Raw genomic sequence first — 21,746 nt, 5'->3', positions numbered from 1 at the left:
TCAATGAACTTGTTTCTTGCCTTTGCAAGAACTGGTTGAGACCGCCGTTTCACCGGCTGCTTCCCTTTTGATTTTCTCTCTTTCTGACCCGTTCCTTCCGAACAGGACTGCAAAGGTACGGGATCTTTTTTATCCGGCAAGAAGAAATTTTAATTTTTTTTCTCCCCCTTCATTCCCGATTTTCAACTTCACCTCTCCTAATCCCCTTCCTTTCCATCTTGCCCTGACACCGTTTGCGTCGTTTGGGAGTGCAAATATCGACAGAATTATCTCCCTAGCAATAGCTGCTTCGGTTTTTTTCCAAAAGAAATTGTAATCCGCTGATTTTGATCGGGAAAAATTGAAAAAGAAAAAACCTTGGGGATCAATACCCCCAAGGTCTTTCAAAAGTGGATTGGAATTTCAGATTTTACACAAACGCATCCTTGGGTCCGCATCCGCCTTCATCCGAGGAATAAATCCAAACAGTCCACTGAAAGCTATAGGGAAAAAGAACCAAGAGTAAGTCTGGAGAGGTATCCTCAAAGTTTTTTCAGGACAATATTCTTCCAATAAACCTTGATTCCTCCTCCATCATGAATCTGCAGCAAAACGCCTCCCTTTCCCTGTCCAATTTTTTCGTCAGAAAAATTAACCATCTCCACTCCGTTGAGATAAGAAGTGACGTTGTCTCCTTTCACCACAATTCGCATTTTGTTCCAATCTCCAAATTTTAAGGCCTTGTCTTTTTCAGGATCAGGTTTGATTAACCATCCTCTTCCATAAGACTCATAGATTCCCCCTGTGTCGCTTCCGGGAGGGGCTACTTCTACCTGCCAACCTGACACTTTGGTGCCGTCTACGGTGGATCGGATGAAAACTCCGCTGTTTCCATTGGCTTCTTGTTTGAATTCCAATTCAATCTCAAAATCATCAAACTCCTCTTCAGTGCCCAAATAGCCATAGCCTTCATCCGGGCCACTTTCAGAAACCAACAAGCCGTCTTCTACATACCACTTTTCAGTACCATAAACCACCCAGCCAGTTAAATCTTTTCCATTGAAAAGTTTTTGTTTTTTCTGGGCATAAGCACCTTGCACAATAAACAGGGTCAGAAGGATAAATCCTATTTTTTTCATAGAGGTCTAATTTTGATGTTTTTGAACCAAACAGGATCCCCATGATCCTGCAATGCGATTAATCCCTTGCGGGCAATTTTATAATCAGGAAAATCATTCCATTTCCCGGAATTTCTTCTTGCTGTCCAGTCTTCTGAGTAAGGGATAAACTCTACCGTCTTTTTCCCATTCAACCAATAGGTTGCTCCCTCTTCCGAGAAAATTATTTTGGATACATTCCACTCTCCGGCAGGCTTAACCACTCCTTCATAATCCGGTTCATACATCGCATAGTCTCCGGCGAGAGACTGCCATTTTTCCAAAGGCTGAGCAAATCCCAGCTGATCAATTACCTGATATTCGGGACCTGTGTAATAGGGAGCTTTGTAATCCGGGCCTTCTACCACATGATAAAAGACTCCACTATTGCCCCCGGGGGAAATTTTCCAAGTAAACTCCATTTCAAACTCTTCGAACTCCATCGGGCCAAAAACGATGTCTCCTCCAAAATCCTCTCCACCCGTTGCACCGAGCCCTTTCATGGCCCCATCTTCAATAATCCAATTGGGAGGAGTGCTGTCTCCATTGAATGCTCTCCAGCCGTCCATTGAAGTCCCGTCAAAGAGAAGCATCCAACCTCCAGCCTTCTCTTCTTCTGTGAGGGAGTTGTCCATTACCACTATCTCTTCTTCTACAACCTCTTCAGTTGTTTTCGGGCCACAAGCCCATACCAAAGGGACTAGTATTCCCAGAAATAACCACTTTTGATTTTTCATGGATTGATCAGTTTTTTGTCAGTATTTAATATGCCAAAGTGATTCAAATTCATTCAGCTTGAAGTCGAAAAGTTAATTGAATTTTTTAAAAAAGTACCTAGGGGTAATTACAATTTTTATTAATGGGAAATAGCATCTCCAAAAGGGCCTTCTCCTAAACTCCGAAAATAATCCCATGAGTAAATCAATCGGCTTCCATACCAAGAAAAAAGCTCTCCATTCACGAGCTTGATTTGTGAATTGGGCAAAAGAGCACGAAAAAAATCTAGGTGCTTTTCCTTGAACGGGAAAGGCTCAGAGCTCAGAAGCAAGAATTCAGGGGAAAGGTTCTGTAGATCCTCCACCGAAAGCTGAGGATATCTCGCTTGTTTAACAAGATTTTCAAAGCCAGCCACTGTCAACATGGTATCAATGAAGGTCGATCCACCCGCAACCATGATGGGGTCATTCCAAATCAGGTAGACACAAGTTCCTCTTTTGGGCAGAGGTTTGGCAAAGGAAGTTTTGATTTTGTGAACAAGTTCTTTAGCTCTTAATTCAGAGGAAGTGAGTTGTCCTACTTGCTCGATCATTCGATAATTGTCTTCCAAAGAAAAAATATCGCTCATCCAAACGGGATACTTTTTGGCCAATCTTTCTATCCCCTCCTTGTCGTTTTCTTCTTTATTTCCGATGATCAAATCCGGAGTAAGGGAATCAATCACCTCAAATCGGTAATTCTTTGTGCCACCAACGACAGTTTTGCACTTTCTCAGGTGTTTGGGATGAATACAAAATTTTGTGACACCAATAATTTTATCCTCCAAACCCAAATCCACCAACAATTCCGTTTGGGAGGGCACCAGGGAAATGATCCGCTTAGGTGGATCCGATAAAAAAATGGATCGATTGAGTTGATCAGTGAAGAGCATTTGAGTCAATTGTCGACGTCCCACCGACCACTGCTGTTGACTGTGGTCGGTGGTCTGTTGACCTATTTAATATACCTGAAATCAAAACTTGGATCAAAATCCACCAAAAAGGCGAGCATCAAGTCAATGACTTGCTCGATATCCTGTTTACTTGCTGTCTCTACGGTGGTATGCATGTATTTCAATGGTAGAGAAATTAAGGCTGACGGAACCCCTTCGTTGGAATAGGCAAATGCATCTGTATCGGTACCTGTGCTCCTTGAGGCAGCTGCTCGCTGAAAAGGAATTTCATTTTTTCGTGCAGCAGCGATAATCAAATCCAGCAACTTCTTGTGCACCGATGCACCATAGGTTAATACCGGGCCTTTTCCTGCCGTCTGATCACCGCTCGTCACCTTATTATATAAAGGTGCAGTGGTATCATGACATACATCGGTGATGATGGCCACATTGGGTTTGATTCGATGAGCTATCATCTCTGCACCCCGAAGGCCAATCTCTTCCTGAACCGCATTGACTACATACAGCCCGAAAGGAAGCTTCTTTCCGGACTCCTTAAGTTTTCTGGCCACTTGAGCGATCATGTAGCCACCGATCCGGTTGTCTAGAGCTCTTCCTGACCAAAATTTTCCATTCAACTCGATCAACTCATCTTTGAAGGTGATCACGCATCCCACATGGATTCCCATTTCCTCCACCTCAGCCTTGGAGCGGGCGCCTACATCGATGAAAATATTATCCAAGGTAGGAGCATCTTCTTTTCCTTCCTTTCGCACATGGATAGCAGGCCAACCAAAGACTCCCGGAACAATCCCCTTGTCGGTATGAATATTCACCCGCATGGAAGGCGCGATCATATGATCCGAGCCTCCATTGCGGCGGACGTAGATGTACCCATCGTCCTTGATGTAATTTACAAACCAGCTGATTTCATCAGCATGGGCTTCAATGACCACTTTGTACTCCGCCTCAGGATTGATTACTCCAACGGCAGTTCCATAGTTATCAGTAAAATAGCTATCTACAAATGGCCGGATATAATCTAACCAGATTTGCTGCCCGGAGGCCTCAAAGCCGGTTGGGGAGGCATTGTTAAGGTAGGTTTTCAGAAATTGGGTTTCGTTTTCGAATTTATTCATAGTTCAAGTTTCCGTGATCGTGTTATGAGTTATTGAGTTATTAGGTTATTGGTTTGGGGAGCCTGATTTTACTTTTTGAAGGTAATTGATGTATCCATTAAGTAGCTTGAGGCAATCATTATGAAGAATTCTGAAGTTTTCCGATTCTGACTCGTAAATATATCCCTCATCAAAAGCAACAATCATATGATCTAGGGTCTCTGAAAGGGAACCTCTTGAAATCCTGCAAAATTGAATGTTTTCCTGAAAAAAGAAGCGGCCATATCCTTCTGCAATGTTATTGGTTATCGATCTTGATGATCTTCTAATTTGAATGGCCAAGGCATACTTTTCTTCCTGAGGTAACTTTTTAACCATTTTTTGAACAAAAAAAGTCTTACCTCTCTAGCCTTTCTCCAAACTTCCAAATCCTCAAAAGTCCTGATGATCAAAATTACTGCCGTTAAAGTGACTTTTCACAAATAACTTAATAACCAATAACCTTTTAATTAAAGCGGAATATTCCCATGCTTCTTTCTTGGCAGCTTGTCCACCTTGTTTTCCAGCATTTTGAAGGCTTTGATCAGTTTAGTTCGAGTTTCTGAAGGAATAATGACTTCATCGATAAATCCCCGGTGTGCGGCACGGTAAGGATTGGCAAATTTGGCGGTATACTCATCCACTTTTTCCTGAAGTTTGGCATCCGGGTCTTCAGCTTCTGCAATTTCTTTTTTAAAAATGATTTCTGCAGCACCTTTTGCCCCCATCACAGCAATCTCAGCTGTCGGCCAAGCATAATTCATATCCGCTCCAATATGCTTGGAATTCATCACGTCGTAAGCCCCGCCATAGGCCTTTCGGGTAATGACGGTAATCCTTGGAACTGTTGCTTCTGAAAAGGCATACAGCAACTTCGCCCCATTGGTGATGATTCCATTCCACTCCTGGTCCGTTCCAGGCAAAAATCCCGGAACATCCACCAAAACCAATAAGGGTACATTAAAGCTATCGCAAAAACGGACAAATCGAGCGGCTTTGATAGAAGCATGATTGTCCAAAACACCTGCCATGGATTGGGGCTGATTGCCGACAATCCCAATACTTCGTCCTGCAAGGCGGGCAAATCCCACCACGATATTGTCTGCATAGTTTTCATGCACTTCAAGAAAAGACTCTTTATCCACGATACCTCTCGCTACGTCGCGCATATCGTAAGGATGATTGGGATTTTCGGGGATGATCGTATCCAAAGCCTTTCTGGATTCGTCTTTTTTCAGCTCGTAAGGATAGACGGGTGCAGTATCTTCACAGTTTTGAGGGATGTAGCTTAAGAGTCTTTTGATATGCTTTATCGCCTCCACTTCATTGGCACAGGCAAAATGCGTCACTCCTGACTTAGTACTATGTGTTGAGGCTCCACCCAGTTCTTCGGCAGTAACCGTTTCTTGGGTAACAGTTTTCACCACATTGGGACCAGTCACAAACATATAAGAGGTATTTTCTACCATAAGGATGAAATCGGTAATCGCTGGGGAATACACTGCTCCTCCGGCACAAGGACCCATAATGGCAGAAATCTGAGGAATCACTCCAGACGCCAAAGTATTTCGGTAAAAAATATCCGCATAGCCTCCTAGAGAATTGACTCCTTCTTGGATACGGGCGCCACCGGAATCATTCAATCCAATCACAGGGGCCCCGTTTTTCATGGCTAAATCCATGATTTTGCAGATTTTTTCGGCATGAGTCTCCGAAAGCGATCCTCCAAAAACCGTAAAATCCTGAGAAAATACATAGACAAGGCGACCATTGATTTCACCATACCCTGTCACTACGCCGTCTCCCAAATAATGCTCTTTGTCAAGACCAAAATCCTTGGCCCGATGCATGACAAACTTGTCGATTTCTTCAAAAGTGCCTTCATCCAAAAGCAGATCAATCCGTTCTCGAGCCGTAAGCTTTCCTTTTTTATGCTGGGATTCGATCCGGGATTTACCTCCTCCCAGTTCAGCTTCCGCATTTTTCTTGGCTAAAAGCTCGATTTTTTCCGCATTACCGGGTAGCGTGTACAAAGTATTTTTTGGGTCAGTCATATTCGGGATATTAGTTTGATTTCCAAATATAGGCCCTTGTGTGGATTGGATAATTCAAAAAGGGAAGATTGGAAAATTGGATGGGTAAAATACAGGAAAGTCATCGATCAATTTCTTTTGGTCCTGATTAAGAGTATCAACCTTGTACTTTTCAAAAACTTTCTATATTCGCCCATCCAAAAATTTTGGCAGAATATGAGTACCAGAAAGGCCGCGGTGATCGACATGGGAACCAATACATTTCATTTGTTATTGGTGGAACTGAATGGTGTCGATTTTAAAACACTCTACAAAGAAAAAATCCCCGTAAAACTCGGACAAGGCGGAATAAGCCAAAATAATCTTGCTCAGGATGCCCAAAAAAGGGCTTTTCATACACTCAAGCATTTCAAAAACCTGATTGATGGAGAACAGATCGATCAGGTTTTTGCTTTTGCTACCTCAGCTGTCCGAAATGCAAACAATGGGGCCGAATTTGTTCAGCAAGTAAAAGAAGAAATCGGCATCGAAATCCATGTCATCTCGGGAGAAGAAGAAGCTCAATTGATCTATGAGGGCATCAATCTTTCCGGTTCGCTCAATGGTCATGTCAATCTGATGATGGATATCGGCGGGGGATCTGTTGAGTTTATCATCGGAACTTCTCAAGAGGTTTTCTGGAAAAGAAGTTTTGAAATCGGAGGGCAAAGACTACTCGATGCTTTTCACTACCATGACCCGATTTTGCCTGAGGAAGTGGAAAAACTGGAAGCCCATTGTCAGGAAAAGTTATCGCCTCTCTTAGAAGCTATTCACCGATACAAGCCTACCGGTTTGGTTGGAGCCTCGGGTACATTTGATACGCTTACTGACATTTATTTTGAATCCATGCTCCAATGTAAACTCACCGGACAGCATGTATTTGAATTGCCGACCACCGAATTTGAACGGATTTTCCAACTACTCAAAACTAAAAATCGGGAGGAACGGCTCAATATCCCCGGAATGATTCCCATGCGAGTCGATATGATCGTGGTCGCCAGCTGTCTGATCGAGTTCATTCTTCGCTATGTGCCCGTAGAAGCCATTGTCTGCTCGCATTATTCCTTGAAAGAAGGGGCCGTATCCCGTCTTCTTTCCGGAAAAGTGGCAGTTTGATTTTTTAATTTAGCCACAAAGGCGGCAAGTCACTAAAAAGTTGTAATTGTACGGATGTTGATTTTTAGGCTTTCGGCTCTGTATATCCTTCTATGATTCCTATGTTTCTTCTGTGGTGTTAAAAAAAGAATCCAAAGTAGTTTTCTTCTAAGTCTGCTGGTTGCTTTAAAGTTTTATCACATAAAACAATCGATAATTCAATTTTTTACTAAAACATCAGCGTCGTCAATCACTTAGACAGAATTGGATTCTTAAAAAGTCAACATATTTAAAGAGTAGAAAGTCCTATGGTAGATTTTTAACCCTCCATTTTAAAAATCATCTGTGCACCTGTAGGCTCACGCCTTATCTTTGCTCCATTGACACGTTGACCTCATGCAAAATTTCTCTTACGACCATCTCTCCCGCTTCACCTACGACATGCTGACCCAAATCGGCTGTCCGGAATCCGATGCCAAAATAGCCACGGAAGTCCTGCTCTCGGCAGACCTGCGCGGAGTAGACAGTCATGGGGTAGCCAGACTAAGCGGCTATGTGAGATTATGGGAAAAAGGAAGAATCAACGCCCAACCTAAGGTCCGAGTGACCTACGAAACTCCTTCAACAGCCGTAGTCGACGGAGACAGTGGCTTAGGATTGGTGGTGGCCCCTTTTGCCATGAAAGTGGCGATAGAAAAAGCCAAAAATGTAGGAACAGGCTGGGTTTCCGTCAGAAACTCCAACCACTATGGAATAGCAGGATATCATGCGATGATGGCCTTAGAGCAGGATATGATCGGGATTTCTCTGACCAATGCAAGTCCTCTTGTCTCCCCTACTTTTTCCAAGGAAAGACTCCTAGGCACCAACCCGATTTCCGTTGCCATTCCGGCAAATGAGGAACCTCCATTCGTAGCTGATATGGCCACTACCACCGCTGCCAATGGAAAACTGGAAATCCTACAACGAAAAGGTCTCGATACTCCTACGGGCTGGGTTCAGGATAAATCAGGAAATCCAACCACCTCGGCGAACGGGGTCAAAGATGGCGGAGCACTTCTGCCTCTGGGTGGAGACCGAGAGCATGGATCTCACAAGGGATATGCCTTGGGCGCAATCGTGGACATCTTCTCAGCAGTACTTTCGGGAGCCAACTATGGTCCATGGGTTCCGCCCTTTGTCGCGTTTTTGGATCCCCTACCCAACTTGGTTGGAGAAGGGATCGGTCATTTTTTCGGGGCGATGCGTGTAGATGCTTTCCGTCCTGCTGATGAATTCAAATCCCACATGGATAACTGGATCCGAAGATTCCGAACCGCAGAAACCACCCCCGGAAATGACAAGGTAATTATCCCCGGAGATCCGGAAAGAGAGCTGGAATCTGTTCGTATGAAAGATGGAATTCCATTACTGGAACCAGTGGTGAAAGATTTGACTCAACTGGGAGAACGGTTTGGGGTGAAGTTTTGATTTCAGATTTGGGATTTCAGAATTCAGATTTTTATAACACGAATTTCTTAACTTCCAATCATGAGCGATTCTCCAAAAAAATACCGACTAGACCGAACTGCCTTTCAAGCCAGAAACGCTTCTGAACAAGTCAATTATGGCAAAGAATACCGAGATACAACTTGGCAGGAACGACTTCGGATTCACCAATATCTGAATAGTATTGCTTACGGATATGACTTAGAAAATCCTCCTAAAATGGACAAGACTTTTTTTCAGATTAAAGTCAGAAAATAATGGGGAGTATTTTTCAAGATGATTTCAGAGATTTTCTAAATGCACTCAACGAGCAGAGTGTGGACTACATTTTGGTGGGAGGATTTTCTGTAATCATACATGGATACTCTAGGACAACAGGGGATATGGATATTTGGGTTAGAAAAACTAAGGAAAACTACTGGAGAATCACTCAGGCCTTTCTTCAATTTGGAATGCCTCTTTTTGATATGAATGAAGAAAACTTTCTATACCATCCCGAATGGAACGTCTTTTCTTATGGAAGATCGCCAGTTGCTATTGACATTATGACTGAGGTTAAGGGTTTGGAATTTGACCTCGCTTTTGAAAAATCGAAAATCTTTAATGATGAAGGATTGCTGGTCCGCACACTTCATAAAAATGACTTAATCGAGGCAAAAAATTCCTCCAAAAGATCGAAAGACCTCGATGATTTGGAAAATCTAGGGTAGTTTTTAATCTCGTCACTTTTTACACTCCTTTCTCTAACCATCAAAACTTTTTCACCTTTCCCCCTTCATCTGCCCGCTCCCATCCTATCCTGATTTGCTTCTAAAGGGGCTTTTTGTAAATTGAAAAAAGCTTCACCTTAAACCCCAAAAACCTATGGATCAGCTCAATCGTCGAGATTTTTTGAAAGGCTCCGCCGCACTAATGACTTTAGCCAGTTTTGGCCTTTACGGAATGGACATGAAAGACCGGGAAGGACCATTCAAAGTTGCTTTGATCGGTACAGGCTGGTATGGCAAATCTGACCTTTTTCGCCTGATCCAAGTCGCCGATGTAGAAGTGGTTGCTCTTTGTGATGTAGATAAAAATATGCTTAAGGCTGCCGGTGACCTCGTAGCACAGCGCCAAAAATCCAAGAATGTCCCTGAGCTTTTTGAGGATTATCGCGAACTCCTCAAAAAGCATAAATGCGACTTGGTATTGATCGGTTCTCCGGATCACTGGCATGCACTTCAAGCTATAGAAGCCCTAAAATCCGGTGCTCATGTCTATTTGCAAAAGCCTATTTCCGTAGACGTGATCGAAGGAGAAGCCATCTTGGCCGCTGCAAGAAAATACAACCGGAAGTGCCAAATCGGTACTCAGCGAAAAAGCACCCCACACCTGATTGAGGCCAAGAAGCAAATCATTGACACCGGCAAATTGGGTAAAATCAGTCACGCGGAAGTCTGCTGCTATTTCCACATGCGAGCAAACGGAAACCCTCCCGTAGAACCTGTTCCTGATTTCTTCAATTACGAAATGTGGACCGGGCCAGCCCCGATGAGGCCCTACGATGGACTTCCTCATATCCGGTGGTGGAGAACCTTCATGGAATACGGCAACGGAATCACCGGTGACATGTGCGTGCACATGCTGGACACAGTCCGCTGGATGCTCAAGCTGGGATGGCCTAGCCAAATCACCTCGACAGGAGGTATTTTTGTCCAAAAAGAAGGAAAATCCAATATTTCAGACACCCAAACTGCCATTTTCGAATTCCCTGAACTGAATGTGGTATGGCAGCACCGTACTTGGGGCAATCCCGTCGATCCGGAATATCCTTGGTCCTTTAAGATTTTCGGAGAAAAAGGAATGCTCGCCGGTAGTACCATGCAGGCAGATTATTTCCCCTATGATCAAAAGGAAGAGAAAATCCACTTTGACTGTGTCTTTGAGCGGGAGCAGTACCCTGAAGACCTGACTGAAGACCGAATCGAACTCAATGCTGCTCCGGCTACCCGATTGCATATGAAAAACTGGCTCGAATCCATCGATAAGGATACTTTGCCTATTGCAGATGTGGAAGAAGGTCACATTTCCACCGCTTCCTGTATTTTGGCGAATATCTCCATGGAATTGGGTGGCCGCCCCCTTCGGTACGACCCAAAAACTAGGACCGTAATCAACGATCCCGAGGCGACTGCCAAGCTCCGAAGACCCTATCGCGGACCTTGGGTGCATCCAGAGCCGAATAAAGTATAATTAGAGATTTGAGGTTTGATGCATCGACTCCACTCAGCATAAAGATTGAATCCCGGACATGGAAGTGTTCGGGATTTTTTGTTGGCATTCCAAACCTTCCAGATCTTGAAAACATGAAAGGTATTTATTCTGATTTTCAACTATTTATAAAAAAATCTATCCCCGAAAATTTAAAATTTGATTTTAAATTTGCAGGGATGAGGCCCAGTAATTTAAACACCCAGAAAAAGTGTCCTTTTTTCAATTATCAAAAATAATAATCCTGAAATTCATAAATTTACAATTTATTTATCCCTGAATTCCTAAAATTTATTTTTAGATTTGCAGGGATGATACAAAGAAAAATTGAAGATGATTTTTACTTTTCAATCCAAAATTTCCCAGTAACTGGATTGATCGGGCCGAGGCAGGTAGGAAAAACCACTCTTGCTAAAACAGCTTCATATCCATCTAACTCAATCTATCTAGATCTGGAAAAAAATTCAGATCTAAACAAAATTGAAGACCCAGAACTATTCTTTACTGAGTACCAAAACAAAACCATCATTCTCGATGAGATTCAGCATGTACCCAACCTTTTCCCTCTAATTCGGTCAATGGTGGACGAAAATAGAAGGCCTGGGAAATTCATCATTTTGGGATCAGCTTCTCCTAAACTCTTAAGACAAAGCTCCGAAAGTTTGGCTGGAAGGATCAACTACCTAGAAATGACTCCCCTTAACCTTCTTGAAATCAATCCTGAAGATCAAAATAAACTATGGCTAATGGGAGGGTTTCCTGAGCCTTACCTCAGAGACAACAGGAGATTTACCACTGAATGGTACAGGTCTTTCATTGCCAGTTATGTACAGCGAGATTTACCAAACTATGGGCTACCGGCTGATCCAAGCATTACCCGGAAATTCCTGATGATGATTGCCTCTTCAAATGGGGGAGTCCTCAACTACTCTACATTTGGTAAATCTTTGGGACTGACTATTCCGACAATCAAAACCTATTTAAGCTTCTTAATAGAAGCGTTTTTGGTGAGAGAGCTTCCCTCTTGGCATATGAATATGAAAAAAAGACTGGTCAAGTCTCCCAAGCTTTATTTCAAAGATACAGGAATGCTTCATATCCTTTTGGGAATCTCATCTTTGGAAAACTTATTCGGCAATATTATTCTGGGCGCTTCTTGGGAAGCCTTCGTGTTAAATCAGGTTCATTCTGTCTTGAATTCGGATGATGAGATGTATTACTATCGAACCCAAGACGGGGCAGAAATCGACCTACTTATCCGCCGAAACGACCAATGGGTGGCTGCAGCAGAAATCAAGTTCAGTTCTGCCCCTATCCTGACCAAAGGAACTTACATCGCGATGGAAGACTTGGGAATCCCTTTGCTTCATGTGATCGTTCCAAAGGATGAAAATTATCCTATAGCAAAAAATATCCGAGTGATGGGTTTGAGGGGGTTTTTGGAGTTTTTGGAAAAGAGAAAATAGACAGGATAAACTCTATTTCAAAAACCATCCCTCCCCTCTTTTTCGTAGGAAGAAGCAAGTCTTACGATATGAAAAAACTAATCCAACTAGTCTTTTTGATGGCTTTGGGAAATTTTGCCCATGCACAAGTCTGGTCCGCAGGAGGTCATTTCAATGGAGGAATTGCCTTGGGAGAGTTCAAGCAAGAAACAGGAGGACTATTTATCCCCACTATCTCAGGAATTCTTCTCTATGAAGCCCCCACTGCTCCCGTTTCTTTGGGATTGGAATTGGGCTATGGCATCTATGGAAGCAAGATGGAAAGGAGAACAGATCTATATCGGGGTTTTTCGGATGAACTCCGACTCCGCAGAAACAACAATATCGCTACCGGAATGGCAGTCATTCGCTACCAAACCAATCCCTTGGGAAATATCAGACATTTTATCGAGGCTAAGTTTGGGGCGAACTATCTCTACACCCGATACAAAGTCCGGGAAACCATCCTTTCTGAAGAAATAATCGAATCAGGAAAGGATTTTGAAAACTGGACGCTTGCCTATAGTCTGGGTACCGGAGTACAAATTCCCATTGCTGCTGAGCCCGGACTTTTCTTGGAATTCAAAGCAAACTACCAAAGCAGCAGTGATCTCCGCTTCTTGACAAAGGGAGATGTAAGATATGTTCCTTTTCCTGATGGAGGAGGAGAGTTTGAATTTGAAACCAAAAGAGCCCCTCTTGACCAAGTGGTCCTATCCTTTGGAGTGATTTTTATAGGGCTTTAGACTTCACCCTACTTATCATTGATTTTATATCGGTAAAAAACATTATTATCCTTCTCCACTTCAGATTTGGGTTTGAGGTACAGCACGTCGTTTTTATCGAGATGGTGGACTGTACCCTCAATAGGCAGATTCCTCAAAGGGTAACTTTCTCCAAACTGATTCACAAGTAGGTATTTGTATTTCCAATACTTTTGAAAGGCCTCATTGAACTCCGGATTGTTCCTGTAATCGGGAATCCTAGCTTTATACTCATCTCTGACCGCCACTGGAATCTCTGTATGGAATTGAATCAAAAAATAGTGCCCTCCGGCCTTTAGGTCAGAAAAACTCGGGTAAAGAAAATAATCATCATTAGGATCATAGTTCAGCCGATCATTTCGATCGGGATGGCTTAAGAGAGTTTCTTTCACAGGAATCATCTCTTGATTCTCCCATCGATATAGGAAAAACTGATTCCCCACCCGAGGTAAAACCCCAATCAATCCCTCTTCTCCCAAGGCTTGGACAAAAGGGAAACCATACCCTTTCCATTCTCGGGTTTTTCTGTATTCCCAGTTTTCCGGGAAAGAATTGAATCTCCATAGAGAATCCAATTCCGGGTCATAGACAAATCCTGCTTTAGCTTGATCATAAAATTCCCCTTTTCTCCAACTTTCAGTGGTCAACTCTGGCTCAGTCCCATTTGCTTCCATGCCTACCAAAAGCTTTTTATCCCCATTTCGAAAAATGGAAAAACTTAAACCATATAGATTAAATTCAATGATAAAAGTTCCTTTAGACAAAAGAGGACTTTCCTTAACAATTTTAAATTCTCGATTAAAAAAACTCAAAGGCATCCCGGCCTCCAAATCTTTGACAATCAATCCTCCTTCATCAAAAACCATCTCCACAGGTAATGAAACCTGATTGGGAGCTTCGCCTTTTAGCTCCAAGGTGTCCAATATCTTTCCTTGTGAATCAGTCAACAAAATATGGTTCAAAGAACGATCCTTGAAAATCATCCGCCCATCTTCCGGGTCCACTGCTGCCAAAGTCAGGTCAAGAAAGGAATCCACCACGACGGAGTCCAACCATACCAATTCAGCCTCAAAACCGGAGCTTTTTTTAGCTAACTCATCTTCTCCACAGCTCCAAAGAACAAAGGTTAGGCTTCCAAAAATCAAGAGTTTTCTCATGGTGTTTTTTTGTTAATCGCAGAATTCAATAAAAAATAGGACAGGACAGCCCGATTTTTCAGGTAAGCTTTTTCGCCTTCCTCCACATCATCACAGGCAAAATCCAAAAGACTCCCAGCAAGCTGAAAACCAATCCGCCAATCGTCCCGATGGCCAGGGAAAACCAAAAGATCTCATTTTGGCCCTCGATCAGAAAGGGAATCAAACCAAAACAGGTCGAAAGCACCGTCAGCAAAATCGGAATGGCCTTACCGGCGATTGACTTGAGGAGCTTGCGGTTTTCTTTTCTTCCGGATCGGTTGTTGAAATCATTCAGGATAAAAATTCCCGCATTCACGGCCAAACCTCCAAGCATCACAAAGGCCGCATAGCCTCCTTGGTCAAAGTAGAAGTCGAAGAGCGAAAAGATCAAAAACAGCCCGATAAAGCTGATCGGTATCAGGAAGATGATCAAGAAAGGCTGCCGGAAGTTTTCAAACAAGATCGTACAGATAAAGAAAATGGCCACGATCAAGAGCCCCAAAAGCCCATACTGTCTTTTGGTCTGCTCAAAACTCCATCCCCATTCCTGCTTTTTGGCTTCGTAGCCGATGGGCATCTGTGCCTTCATTTCTTTCAGCACTTCTTCCAGGTACTCGTTGCCAAACTTCGCCGAACCCATGTATTCGAAGGACACCACCCTCAGATACTGCCTATCCTCTTTGTGAAGCGCGTTGGTAGTGGTCTCCAGAGACAGCGCACCAAAATCAGAGATTTTGACGATTTTATCCTCTCCGCTGAAAAGCCCCTTTTGCTCCAGATCAAACTTGGAAAACCCTTCCGATTGGACTTCTCTGAGCATCAGCCCGTAGTTTTGATCTTCCAAATTCAGGTAAGTGGCCGGGCGCTGAGGCTTGGACAGGTCCTGAAGCGTATTGACCAATTCGTACTGAGAGGTACCGCCCAAGGCTATTTGGGTTTGATCCAGACGGAGGACATACTCTTGGGTTTTCTGCTCATTGTAGCTGAGTCGCTCGTTGGTATTGACGGTTTGGATTCGCTTGTGCTTCAGAAGTTTTTCGGCCATTACATCTGCCTGCCGCTCCAGTTCGTCGAAATTATACCCCCGCATTTCCACCCGGAAGCTTGGAATCCCCTCTCCCCCTCCACCGGTATAGAAGCCCTGACCCACTCCGTAGATGTTCCACTGCGCTCCGCTCCAGTCGGTGGATTTGACGGAAAGTTTTCCTTTCAGTTGATAGGGTAAAGCCCCTTTTTCGTAGGCTTCCTTGAAGGTAATCACGATTTGGGCGTATTGCCCGGAGACCACATAGGTGACAAACTGATCGATACCCTCCACGCCTTTCAGGTATGCTTCAAACTCCCGCATGATGAAATCCATCTGCTGAAGGGTATTGCCAAATGGAAGACGGGCGGTGACAAAGAGTCGGGTCTTCTCCGGCTCCCGGTAGCTGCTTTTCTCATATACTCCCCGTACAAACATCCGTAGAGAACCTCCCAAAGCCTTGTCTACATAGGGACGGATCTCCTCCTGATAGAAAGTATTTCCCACCGTCTTATTGTACCACTCCTGACCTTCCCACTTGGCAGGAAGGAAAAAAATCGGGGTACCAAAAAGCAAAATTACGGCAAAGAGGAAAGCCTTTCTAAAGCGGGCCGTACCTCCCACCCAGCTTTCGTAGCGATTCAGCCACTTGGCTCGGCTTCTGAGTCGGGTAAAACTCAGCTTTCTCCCTTTCACCACCGAATCCTTGAACAAGACCTCGTAAAATGCCGGTGTGAAAAACAAAGCCACCAACAAACTCACCCCCAGCATCACCGAAACCACAATGGAAAACTCAGTCAGGTTTTTCCGGTCTTCCTCCGGCAAAAGCAAAACCAGCAAGAGAGCTGCTACTGTAGTCAATGATGCTGCCAAAAGGGCCAAAAACACTTTTCTGTTTCGATACTTGTGCAAGTGATCGATCATCACGATGGCATTGTCCACCACCAGCCCAAAGCTGATGGTCAGACCAGCGATGGAGTACAAGTGGATATCCACTCCCAAAAAATACAGGATCATCGAAGTCAAACTTAGATTGACCACGATCCCCAGAAAGAGTATGCTGAGGTATTTCAGGTTTCGGTTGATCAGAAAAATAAAGGCGATCAGGATCAAAATCGACAAGCCCGAGCGCTGATAGATTTTGTTCAGCTCCTTTTCCAAAAACTCGGTGTCGTCGTTTTCCAGCCGAACTTCGAAGCCCTGCGGCAGATTGATTTTGGCTGCCTCGAGGGAGGCTTTTAGGCTTTTGGCCAGAAGGACCTTGTTCACTCCGTCCCGATTGTAAATCGAGAGCGTCACGGAGTTATTTCCATTGATCCGATAGAAGCTGATCGGCTCTGCTTCTTCAAAGGTCACCTGAGCAATGTCCCTCAGGCGGATTTCCAGCCCCCGGTCTTGCTTGATGATCAGGTTTTCCAGCTGATCCAAACTGTTCAGCTTACGGTCGAGGGTGACAAAAAGCGTCTCCCCCTGATTGTTGTACACTGTCCCGGGAAACTGCTGCCCAAAGGCCCGGCTCAGCTGCTGATTGAGCTGATTGCGGGTGAGCCCAAAGGCCTGAAGCCGCTGCCCGTCAAAGGTGACATAAAGCTGCAGTTCATTGGCCCCACGTACTTGCACCTCCTCTACCTCAGCAAATCGGGTGATGGCGGGCTTGAGTACATCTTCGGCGATTTTTTTGATCTCGAAGCTAGCAAAAGGTCCATTGACACTGTAGGTGAGGATCGGCGTCTTGAAATCTCTTCTGGATTCTTCACTTTGAGTCACCACCGGGTAGGACATCCGCTCATCCAGCTGGGGATAAATCTGCCGAATCAGAGCCAGAACCTCAAACTTTTTCAACTCCATATCCGCCTTCTTGTCAAAGCGAAGGGTGACAGATCCTTGATTGTAATTGGAGACAGACTTGATCTGCTTGAGCTCGGTGAGTTGGGAAAAAGCCCCTTCCAGTGGAGAGGTACCCAGTTTTTCGATGATTTCTGGAGAAGATTGGGGAATGGAAAAACCGACCGAAAGCACAGGTTCCCGCTCCCGGGGATTCAGATCCACGGAGAGCAGAGGGACTGTGGCAAAGCCCAGAATCCCCAACACCACAAATGCAATCAAAACCCGAAACGGCGTCATAGCTTCTCTCTTTTGCCTACATTTTTGTCAAAAAACCAATACATCAACGGTACAAAATACAGCGCCGTGGCCGTACCGATAGTAAGTCCTCCGATGACCGAATACACCAAGGGCCGCTGCAAATCCGCTCCCAAGCCTGAACTGAAAATAATCGGAATCAGGGCCAGAATCGTAGTGATCGAGGTCATCAGGATGGGCTTAAGCCGGATTTTCCCTCCGGCATGTATCGCCTTATTTCTTACTTCCTTTTCACTCAAAGAGGAGTCTTTGGCAAATTCCACCTTCAGTCGGTTGATCGTGTCGATCTTCAGAATCGCGTCGTTGACCATGATTCCGAGCATGACGACCAGGCCAATGGCAGACATGACATTCAGGGAAGAACCCGTGATCAGCAGGATCAAAAAGGCTCCCCCTATCCCCAAAGGAAGGGTAAAGACCACGATCAAAGGCTGCACAAAGCTTTCAAACTGGGCGGCTAGGATAAAGTACAACAGCAGAACCGATACCAACAGGATTCCGATCAACTGACGGAGATTTTCCCGATCCCGGAAAAACTGCCCCTGCGTTTCCACTGCCAAGTCATGCCCTACACCCCACCGAATGTAATCAGTCTCCATCTTTTCGGGATTGGGATCGGCCACTTCCACACTTTGATAGATTCCGCCGCGGTCAGCGGTGATGTACTTGTACTGATTTCGGTATTGGAAATCCACAAACTCTCCCAAAAGATACGAGGTACTGTCCGAAGCATAGATCCGGGTGGTCCGAAGCAGATCCTCGAAGCGATCCTGATTTTCCTTGAGCCGAATAGGAGTCACCTCCCCAAATCGTCGGATATCGGTAATCGTAAATACACCGAACAAGCGGGAAAGCTGCTCCTGCACATTCTCTACAGGAATTTGGTACAGGGCCATTTTTTCTGCCAAAAGGGAAAAGACCACGGAGCGTTCTTCTTGAAGACCGGGACCCGGTGTCCAATTTTCCGTAGGAAAATCATCCAGCCAGCCCTTCATTTTTTCAGCAGGAATGGGCTTCTTCTGAGTCAGGTCTTTCCAACGTACTTCGTAAAAGGGCAAGTTACTGGAAAACAGCTGATCAAAAGCATTTGGCGCATCTCCCAAGACATAGGTGGCTAAAGGGAAATCGGCCTCCAATCGCTTTCTCAGGACTTCGATTTGGGTATTTTTCTCCGACTCCGAGGGAAAAAGCAGGTAAAGCAGGGACTTTTGGATGGAATTGTCCCCGTCAAAGAGAAGAAACTGCCGCACGCCGACATCGGTCTCCGCTTGGGAATAATTCCTCACCCCCTGAATCAAACTGAGCATCCGATCCCGGTTTTGCGCAGCAGAGATGGGTTCGTTCCAGTCGATTTCCAGAGTGGCATCTGGCTTTTCGATTTCAGGAAGCCCTTCGGATCGTAGCAGAAGCCCCACACCCAAGCCCAAAGGAATCAGGATAAAAAAGCCGATCAAAGCCGCTTTCCTTCGGGAAAAAACCCATGCAAAAACCCGTTCATACAGTCCAAGAGTTTTAACAAACGCTTTAGGTTCTCCCTGCACATTTCCTCTTTTCCCTATCCTAAAGATCAACCAATACAGCAGAGGAAGCAGCACAAAGGCCACCATCAGGGAAACAGACAGAATCGCTGCCACAGCCACTGCCTGATCGTAAAACAATGCTCCGGAAATCCCGCTCAAAAATACCAGGGGCACAAATACCGCCAAGGTCGTGAGCACGGAAGAAATCAAAGCTCCCATCACCTCATTGGCTCCCTGCACACAAGCCTCAAAAAGCGGTAAGCCACTCTCCCGCTTTCGGGTGATATTATCGAGGACAATGATTGCATTGTCAATCAGCATCCCGATCCCCAGAGCGAGGCCCGAAAGGGAAATGATATTGATGGAAATGCCGAAAAAGTAAAATACCAGGAAGCTGATCAAGAGCGAGGTCGGCAAACTCACCCCCATAATCAGCGGTATTCGGAAGTCTTTGATGAAAAGGAAAAGTACAGCGAAGGCGAAAATACCCCCAAAAAGCAAGCTGGTCTGCAGGTTGGAAATGGCTGCATTAAGCAGATTGCTTTGGTCTTGGGTGAGTTCAAATTCTACTTGAGGATAGTCTGCCCGGAAGTAATCCAAGGAAGCCTTCAGCTCGGGAATCAGCTCATTCATTTTGGCAGAGGCCTGCTTATGTACAGTGATCACAAGCCCCTCCTGTAGGCCAAAAAGGTGAAATCCCAACATCTCCTGAGTCTCATATCGAGCCTTGGCCACTCTTCCCAGAGGCACGATGGCACCCTTGGCAGATCGCACGGGCAGAGACTCCACATCTGCGGGCGTATCTACGCGGGTGGCGAGTCGGAGGAAGTAGCGAAACTGCCCGTCCTTGACGCTGATGCCAGGCAATTCTGCATTTCCAGCCTGAATGGCTTCGATGAGATTTTGCTGGGTCATGCCCAAAGCAGCCAAGGCTTCATCATCCGGCTCCACGGAGATGATCCGCTCCCGCTTCCCATTGATATCGACCAGAGAGACTCCGGGAAGCTGCTCGATTCGCTTTTTGAGCACATTTTCGGCAAGGAGGCTGACCTCCACCGGGTCGGTGTCGGCTTTTGGAATCACCTGAACCCGGGCTACAGGAATATCCGAAGTATTGATTCGGATCACTTCGGGACGGGTCAGGTCCCGGGGGAGAGTATTGACCAGTCGGTCGATTTTTTCATTGACATCGATATAGGCCAGCTCCATTTGGGTGCCGTAGTCGAAGGTCAGCCGGACAGTACCTACTTCCGAACCGGCCTTGCTTTCCATCTCTTCCAGACCGTTGAGGGTGATCAGTCCCTCCCGGATTTGCTGCAAGACATTCTGCTCGATGGATTCCGGCGAGGCATTGGGATAGGTGACCTTGACCACAATCTGAGGCACATCGATGGGAGGCAAAAGCGAAATAGGCAACAGACGAAAGACAATGCCTGAAAAGACCACCAAGGCCAAAAAGGACATCATGACCGCAATCGGCCGCTCCAGCAAAAATCGGATCATAGCTTACTCGGTTACGATTTGAACAGGGGCCTGATGAGCAAGTTGGAGGTTATTGGTCGTGATGACGGTACTGTTTTCGGTGATGCCCTCCAGCACTTCGATCTCCCGGCCATTGTCCCGGCCCACTTCCACGTAGTTCCATTTGGACTCTTTGCCGCCCTCGACCGTGAAGACCACGGCTCTTCCTGATCGATAGACCACCGCATCCTTGGGAACGACCAGGCTATTACTTTGCGGGGCTCGGATGATGGCCCGGGCATTCATCCCGGGAAGGAGGTTTTTGGCAGAATTCAAGCTCAAGGTCACCTGCACCAGTCCGTTTTCATCTACTTTGGGATTGACGGCGATGACCCGACCCTCCAAAGCATTTTGGGGATCGGAGATGGGATAGATTTCGGCCTTTTGATTGGAGGAGATCAGAGGAACGTCCGACTCCAGCACCTTGACCCGAAGGAGCAACTGATCGGTGGACAGGATCTCGGCAAACTCCGCATTTTTGGTGACCAGGCTTCCTTCCTTGAATTTGATATTGGCTATGCGGCCAGCCACAGGAGCCCGCACTTCACATCGGGCAAGGTTCAGCTCGGCTTCTTTGAGCTCCACCTCAGCAAGGGAAAGGCCGGAATTGACACGAATCCTCTCCTGAACCGTCTTCACCACCTGAGGGTCTTTAGACTCCAAGGCTAGCTGAAACTGCGCTTTGAGCACTTCCAGCTCGGATTGGGCTTTGGTCAGATTGATTTGAGCTTTTTCCAGGGCAAACTCTGCCTCCCGACGGTCGAGTGTGGCGATGACTTGCCCTTTTTGGACAAACTGACCCTCGAGGACCTGCACCTTTTCGAGGTAGCCTTCCCGCTCCACGAGGGCCTTGACTTCGGATAGGGCCTCCAGCTTGCCGGTGGCATTGATGAGGTAGTCAAAACTTTTCCGCTCGGCAGTGGCGACCCGGACTTCTGTGGCTGCCACTTCATTGCGGAAGGACTCGGAAGGAATCTCTTGGGATTCGGTCTTGGACTCTGTACAGCCCAAAGTACTGATAATCAGTAAAAAGAATAAATAAAACGATAAACGCATGTGGTACGAGTTGGGAGTAATCGAACTAAGATATAAAAATAAATTTATTCTGAAATTCCAAAATTCTTCTTTTTGTGAGGTCCACATTAGAATGTTTAAGCATTTTAAGATTTCTTCTAGCTGCAAGGCATTAACTAGAAATCCTTTTTAAAGCTTTATCTCAATAAAATAGTCAATCCCTTCCTTCCAATACCAAAAAACATTCCCC

17 protein-coding genes are annotated in these 21,746 nt (G+C 45.4%); 7 read left to right on the top strand and 10 right to left on the bottom strand.

From position 1 onward, the window contains the following. Window positions 1-521 precede the first annotated feature (521 nt). The 6 genes from AAA943_RS04775 to AAA943_RS04750 form a co-directional block, all read right to left on the bottom strand. Window positions 522-1,118, bottom strand: coding sequence for a 3-keto-disaccharide hydrolase (locus AAA943_RS04775; RefSeq protein WP_338223088.1), 597 nt, complete (start codon window positions 1,116-1,118; stop codon window positions 522-524). After that, window positions 1,115-1,873, bottom strand: a complete 759-nt coding sequence (locus tag AAA943_RS04770) for a 3-keto-disaccharide hydrolase (RefSeq protein ID WP_338223087.1) — start codon at window positions 1,871-1,873, stop codon at window positions 1,115-1,117. The genes AAA943_RS04775 and AAA943_RS04770 overlap by 4 nt, the downstream gene beginning before the upstream one ends. Window positions 1,874-1,992: 119 nt before the next feature. Beyond that, entirely contained in the window at window positions 1,993-2,784 is a 792-nt protein-coding gene (locus AAA943_RS04765) for a helical backbone metal receptor (RefSeq protein ID WP_338223086.1), read from the bottom strand. A 62-nt stretch (window positions 2,785-2,846) separates the two neighbouring features. Further along, complete coding sequence (locus tag AAA943_RS04760) at window positions 2,847-3,923, bottom strand: M42 family metallopeptidase (RefSeq protein ID WP_338223085.1); 1,077 nt, start codon at window positions 3,921-3,923, stop codon at window positions 2,847-2,849. A 45-nt stretch (window positions 3,924-3,968) separates the two neighbouring features. Beyond that, window positions 3,969-4,280: a four helix bundle protein gene (locus AAA943_RS04755; RefSeq protein ID WP_338223084.1), complete on the bottom strand. Its 312-nt coding sequence runs from the start codon at window positions 4,278-4,280 to the stop codon at window positions 3,969-3,971. A gap of 131 nt (window positions 4,281-4,411) precedes the next feature. Next, window positions 4,412-5,995 carry an acyl-CoA carboxylase subunit beta gene (locus AAA943_RS04750; protein WP_338223083.1) on the bottom strand — a complete coding sequence of 528 codons (1,584 nt, stop codon included), beginning with the start codon at window positions 5,993-5,995 and terminating at the stop codon, window positions 4,412-4,414. Window positions 5,996-6,190: 195 nt separating this feature from the next. Here AAA943_RS04750 and AAA943_RS04745 point away from each other — a divergent pair, with 195 nt between their 5' ends. The 7 genes from AAA943_RS04745 to AAA943_RS04715 all read left to right on the top strand — a co-directional run bounded on the left by AAA943_RS04745 (window position 6,191) and on the right by AAA943_RS04715 (window position 13,079). Further along, complete coding sequence (locus AAA943_RS04745; RefSeq protein WP_338223082.1) at window positions 6,191-7,132, top strand: Ppx/GppA phosphatase family protein; 942 nt, start codon at window positions 6,191-6,193, stop codon at window positions 7,130-7,132. A gap of 375 nt (window positions 7,133-7,507) precedes the next feature. After that, window positions 7,508-8,581, top strand: a complete 1,074-nt coding sequence (locus tag AAA943_RS04740; protein WP_338223081.1) for an Ldh family oxidoreductase — start codon at window positions 7,508-7,510, stop codon at window positions 8,579-8,581. A 60-nt stretch (window positions 8,582-8,641) separates the two neighbouring features. Next, window positions 8,642-8,857 (top strand): hypothetical protein, encoded by a 216-nt coding sequence (locus AAA943_RS04735; protein ID WP_338220912.1) that lies wholly within the window; start codon window positions 8,642-8,644, stop codon window positions 8,855-8,857. Continuing rightward, complete coding sequence (locus AAA943_RS04730) at window positions 8,857-9,309, top strand: hypothetical protein (RefSeq protein ID WP_338223080.1); 453 nt, start codon at window positions 8,857-8,859, stop codon at window positions 9,307-9,309. Before AAA943_RS04735 ends, AAA943_RS04730 begins: the two co-directional genes overlap by 1 nt. Before the next feature lie 154 nt (window positions 9,310-9,463). Then, window positions 9,464-10,831, top strand: coding sequence for a Gfo/Idh/MocA family oxidoreductase (locus AAA943_RS04725; protein ID WP_338223079.1), 1,368 nt, complete (start codon window positions 9,464-9,466; stop codon window positions 10,829-10,831). Between the two features lie 329 nt (window positions 10,832-11,160). After that, window positions 11,161-12,315, top strand: coding sequence for an ATP-binding protein (locus tag AAA943_RS04720; protein WP_338223078.1), 1,155 nt, complete (start codon window positions 11,161-11,163; stop codon window positions 12,313-12,315). 68 nt (window positions 12,316-12,383) lie between these two features. Beyond that, entirely contained in the window at window positions 12,384-13,079 is a 696-nt protein-coding gene (locus tag AAA943_RS04715; RefSeq protein WP_338223077.1) for a hypothetical protein, read from the top strand. A gap of 8 nt (window positions 13,080-13,087) precedes the next feature. On the opposite strand, the gene AAA943_RS04710 is transcribed toward AAA943_RS04715, so the two are convergent. Genes AAA943_RS04710 through AAA943_RS04695 form a run of 4 tightly spaced genes read right to left on the bottom strand, consistent with a single transcriptional unit; the run spans window position 13,088 to window position 21,538 of the window. Further along, the gene (locus AAA943_RS04710) at window positions 13,088-14,254 is read right to left on the bottom strand and encodes a hypothetical protein (RefSeq protein ID WP_338223076.1); all 1,167 of its coding nucleotides are present in this window, start codon (window positions 14,252-14,254) and stop codon (window positions 13,088-13,090) included. A 58-nt stretch (window positions 14,255-14,312) separates the two neighbouring features. After that, complete coding sequence (locus AAA943_RS04705; RefSeq protein WP_338223075.1) at window positions 14,313-17,423, bottom strand: efflux RND transporter permease subunit; 3,111 nt, start codon at window positions 17,421-17,423, stop codon at window positions 14,313-14,315. Beyond that, window positions 17,420-20,464, bottom strand: a complete 3,045-nt coding sequence (locus AAA943_RS04700) for an efflux RND transporter permease subunit (RefSeq protein ID WP_338223074.1) — start codon at window positions 20,462-20,464, stop codon at window positions 17,420-17,422. Before AAA943_RS04700 ends, AAA943_RS04705 begins: the two co-directional genes overlap by 4 nt. A gap of 3 nt (window positions 20,465-20,467) precedes the next feature. Beyond that, entirely contained in the window at window positions 20,468-21,538 is a 1,071-nt protein-coding gene (locus AAA943_RS04695; RefSeq protein WP_338223073.1) for an efflux RND transporter periplasmic adaptor subunit, read from the bottom strand. Between the last annotated feature and the right edge of the window lie 208 nt (window positions 21,539-21,746).

Origin of the sequence: Algoriphagus confluentis (assembly GCF_036245625.1) — a bacterium.
Classification (GTDB): Bacteria; Bacteroidota; Bacteroidia; order Cytophagales; family Cyclobacteriaceae; genus Algoriphagus; species Algoriphagus confluentis.
The sequence above is the reverse complement of the archived record's forward strand: the minus strand, read 5'-3'. Positions and strand labels throughout refer to the sequence as shown.

Bases quoted from the DNA above. Each gene is read 5' to 3' on its own strand.
- AAA943_RS04720 (WP_338223078.1), top strand. From the start codon at position 11,161: ATGATACAAAGAAAAATTGAAGATGATTTTTACTTTTCAATCCAAAAT.
- AAA943_RS04735 (WP_338220912.1), top strand. From the start codon at position 8,642: ATGAGCGATTCTCCAAAAAAATACCGACTAGACCGAACTGCCTTTCAA.
- AAA943_RS04705 (WP_338223075.1), bottom strand. From the start codon at position 17,423: ATGACGCCGTTTCGGGTTTTGATTGCATTTGTGGTGTTGGGGATTCTG.
- AAA943_RS04745 (WP_338223082.1), top strand. From the start codon at position 6,191: ATGAGTACCAGAAAGGCCGCGGTGATCGACATGGGAACCAATACATTT.
- AAA943_RS04700 (WP_338223074.1), bottom strand. From the start codon at position 20,464: ATGATCCGATTTTTGCTGGAGCGGCCGATTGCGGTCATGATGTCCTTT.
- AAA943_RS04730 (WP_338223080.1), top strand. From the start codon at position 8,857: ATGGGGAGTATTTTTCAAGATGATTTCAGAGATTTTCTAAATGCACTC.
- AAA943_RS04760 (WP_338223085.1), bottom strand. From the start codon at position 3,923: ATGAATAAATTCGAAAACGAAACCCAATTTCTGAAAACCTACCTTAAC.
- AAA943_RS04725 (WP_338223079.1), top strand. From the start codon at position 9,464: ATGGATCAGCTCAATCGTCGAGATTTTTTGAAAGGCTCCGCCGCACTA.
- AAA943_RS04715 (WP_338223077.1), top strand. From the start codon at position 12,384: ATGAAAAAACTAATCCAACTAGTCTTTTTGATGGCTTTGGGAAATTTT.
- AAA943_RS04695 (WP_338223073.1), bottom strand. From the start codon at position 21,538: ATGCGTTTATCGTTTTATTTATTCTTTTTACTGATTATCAGTACTTTG.
- AAA943_RS04775 (WP_338223088.1), bottom strand. From the start codon at position 1,118: ATGAAAAAAATAGGATTTATCCTTCTGACCCTGTTTATTGTGCAAGGT.
- AAA943_RS04765 (WP_338223086.1), bottom strand. From the start codon at position 2,784: ATGCTCTTCACTGATCAACTCAATCGATCCATTTTTTTATCGGATCCA.
- AAA943_RS04755 (WP_338223084.1), bottom strand. From the start codon at position 4,280: ATGGTTAAAAAGTTACCTCAGGAAGAAAAGTATGCCTTGGCCATTCAA.
- AAA943_RS04740 (WP_338223081.1), top strand. From the start codon at position 7,508: ATGCAAAATTTCTCTTACGACCATCTCTCCCGCTTCACCTACGACATG.
- AAA943_RS04710 (WP_338223076.1), bottom strand. From the start codon at position 14,254: ATGAGAAAACTCTTGATTTTTGGAAGCCTAACCTTTGTTCTTTGGAGC.
- AAA943_RS04750 (WP_338223083.1), bottom strand. From the start codon at position 5,995: ATGACTGACCCAAAAAATACTTTGTACACGCTACCCGGTAATGCGGAA.
- AAA943_RS04770 (WP_338223087.1), bottom strand. From the start codon at position 1,873: ATGAAAAATCAAAAGTGGTTATTTCTGGGAATACTAGTCCCTTTGGTA.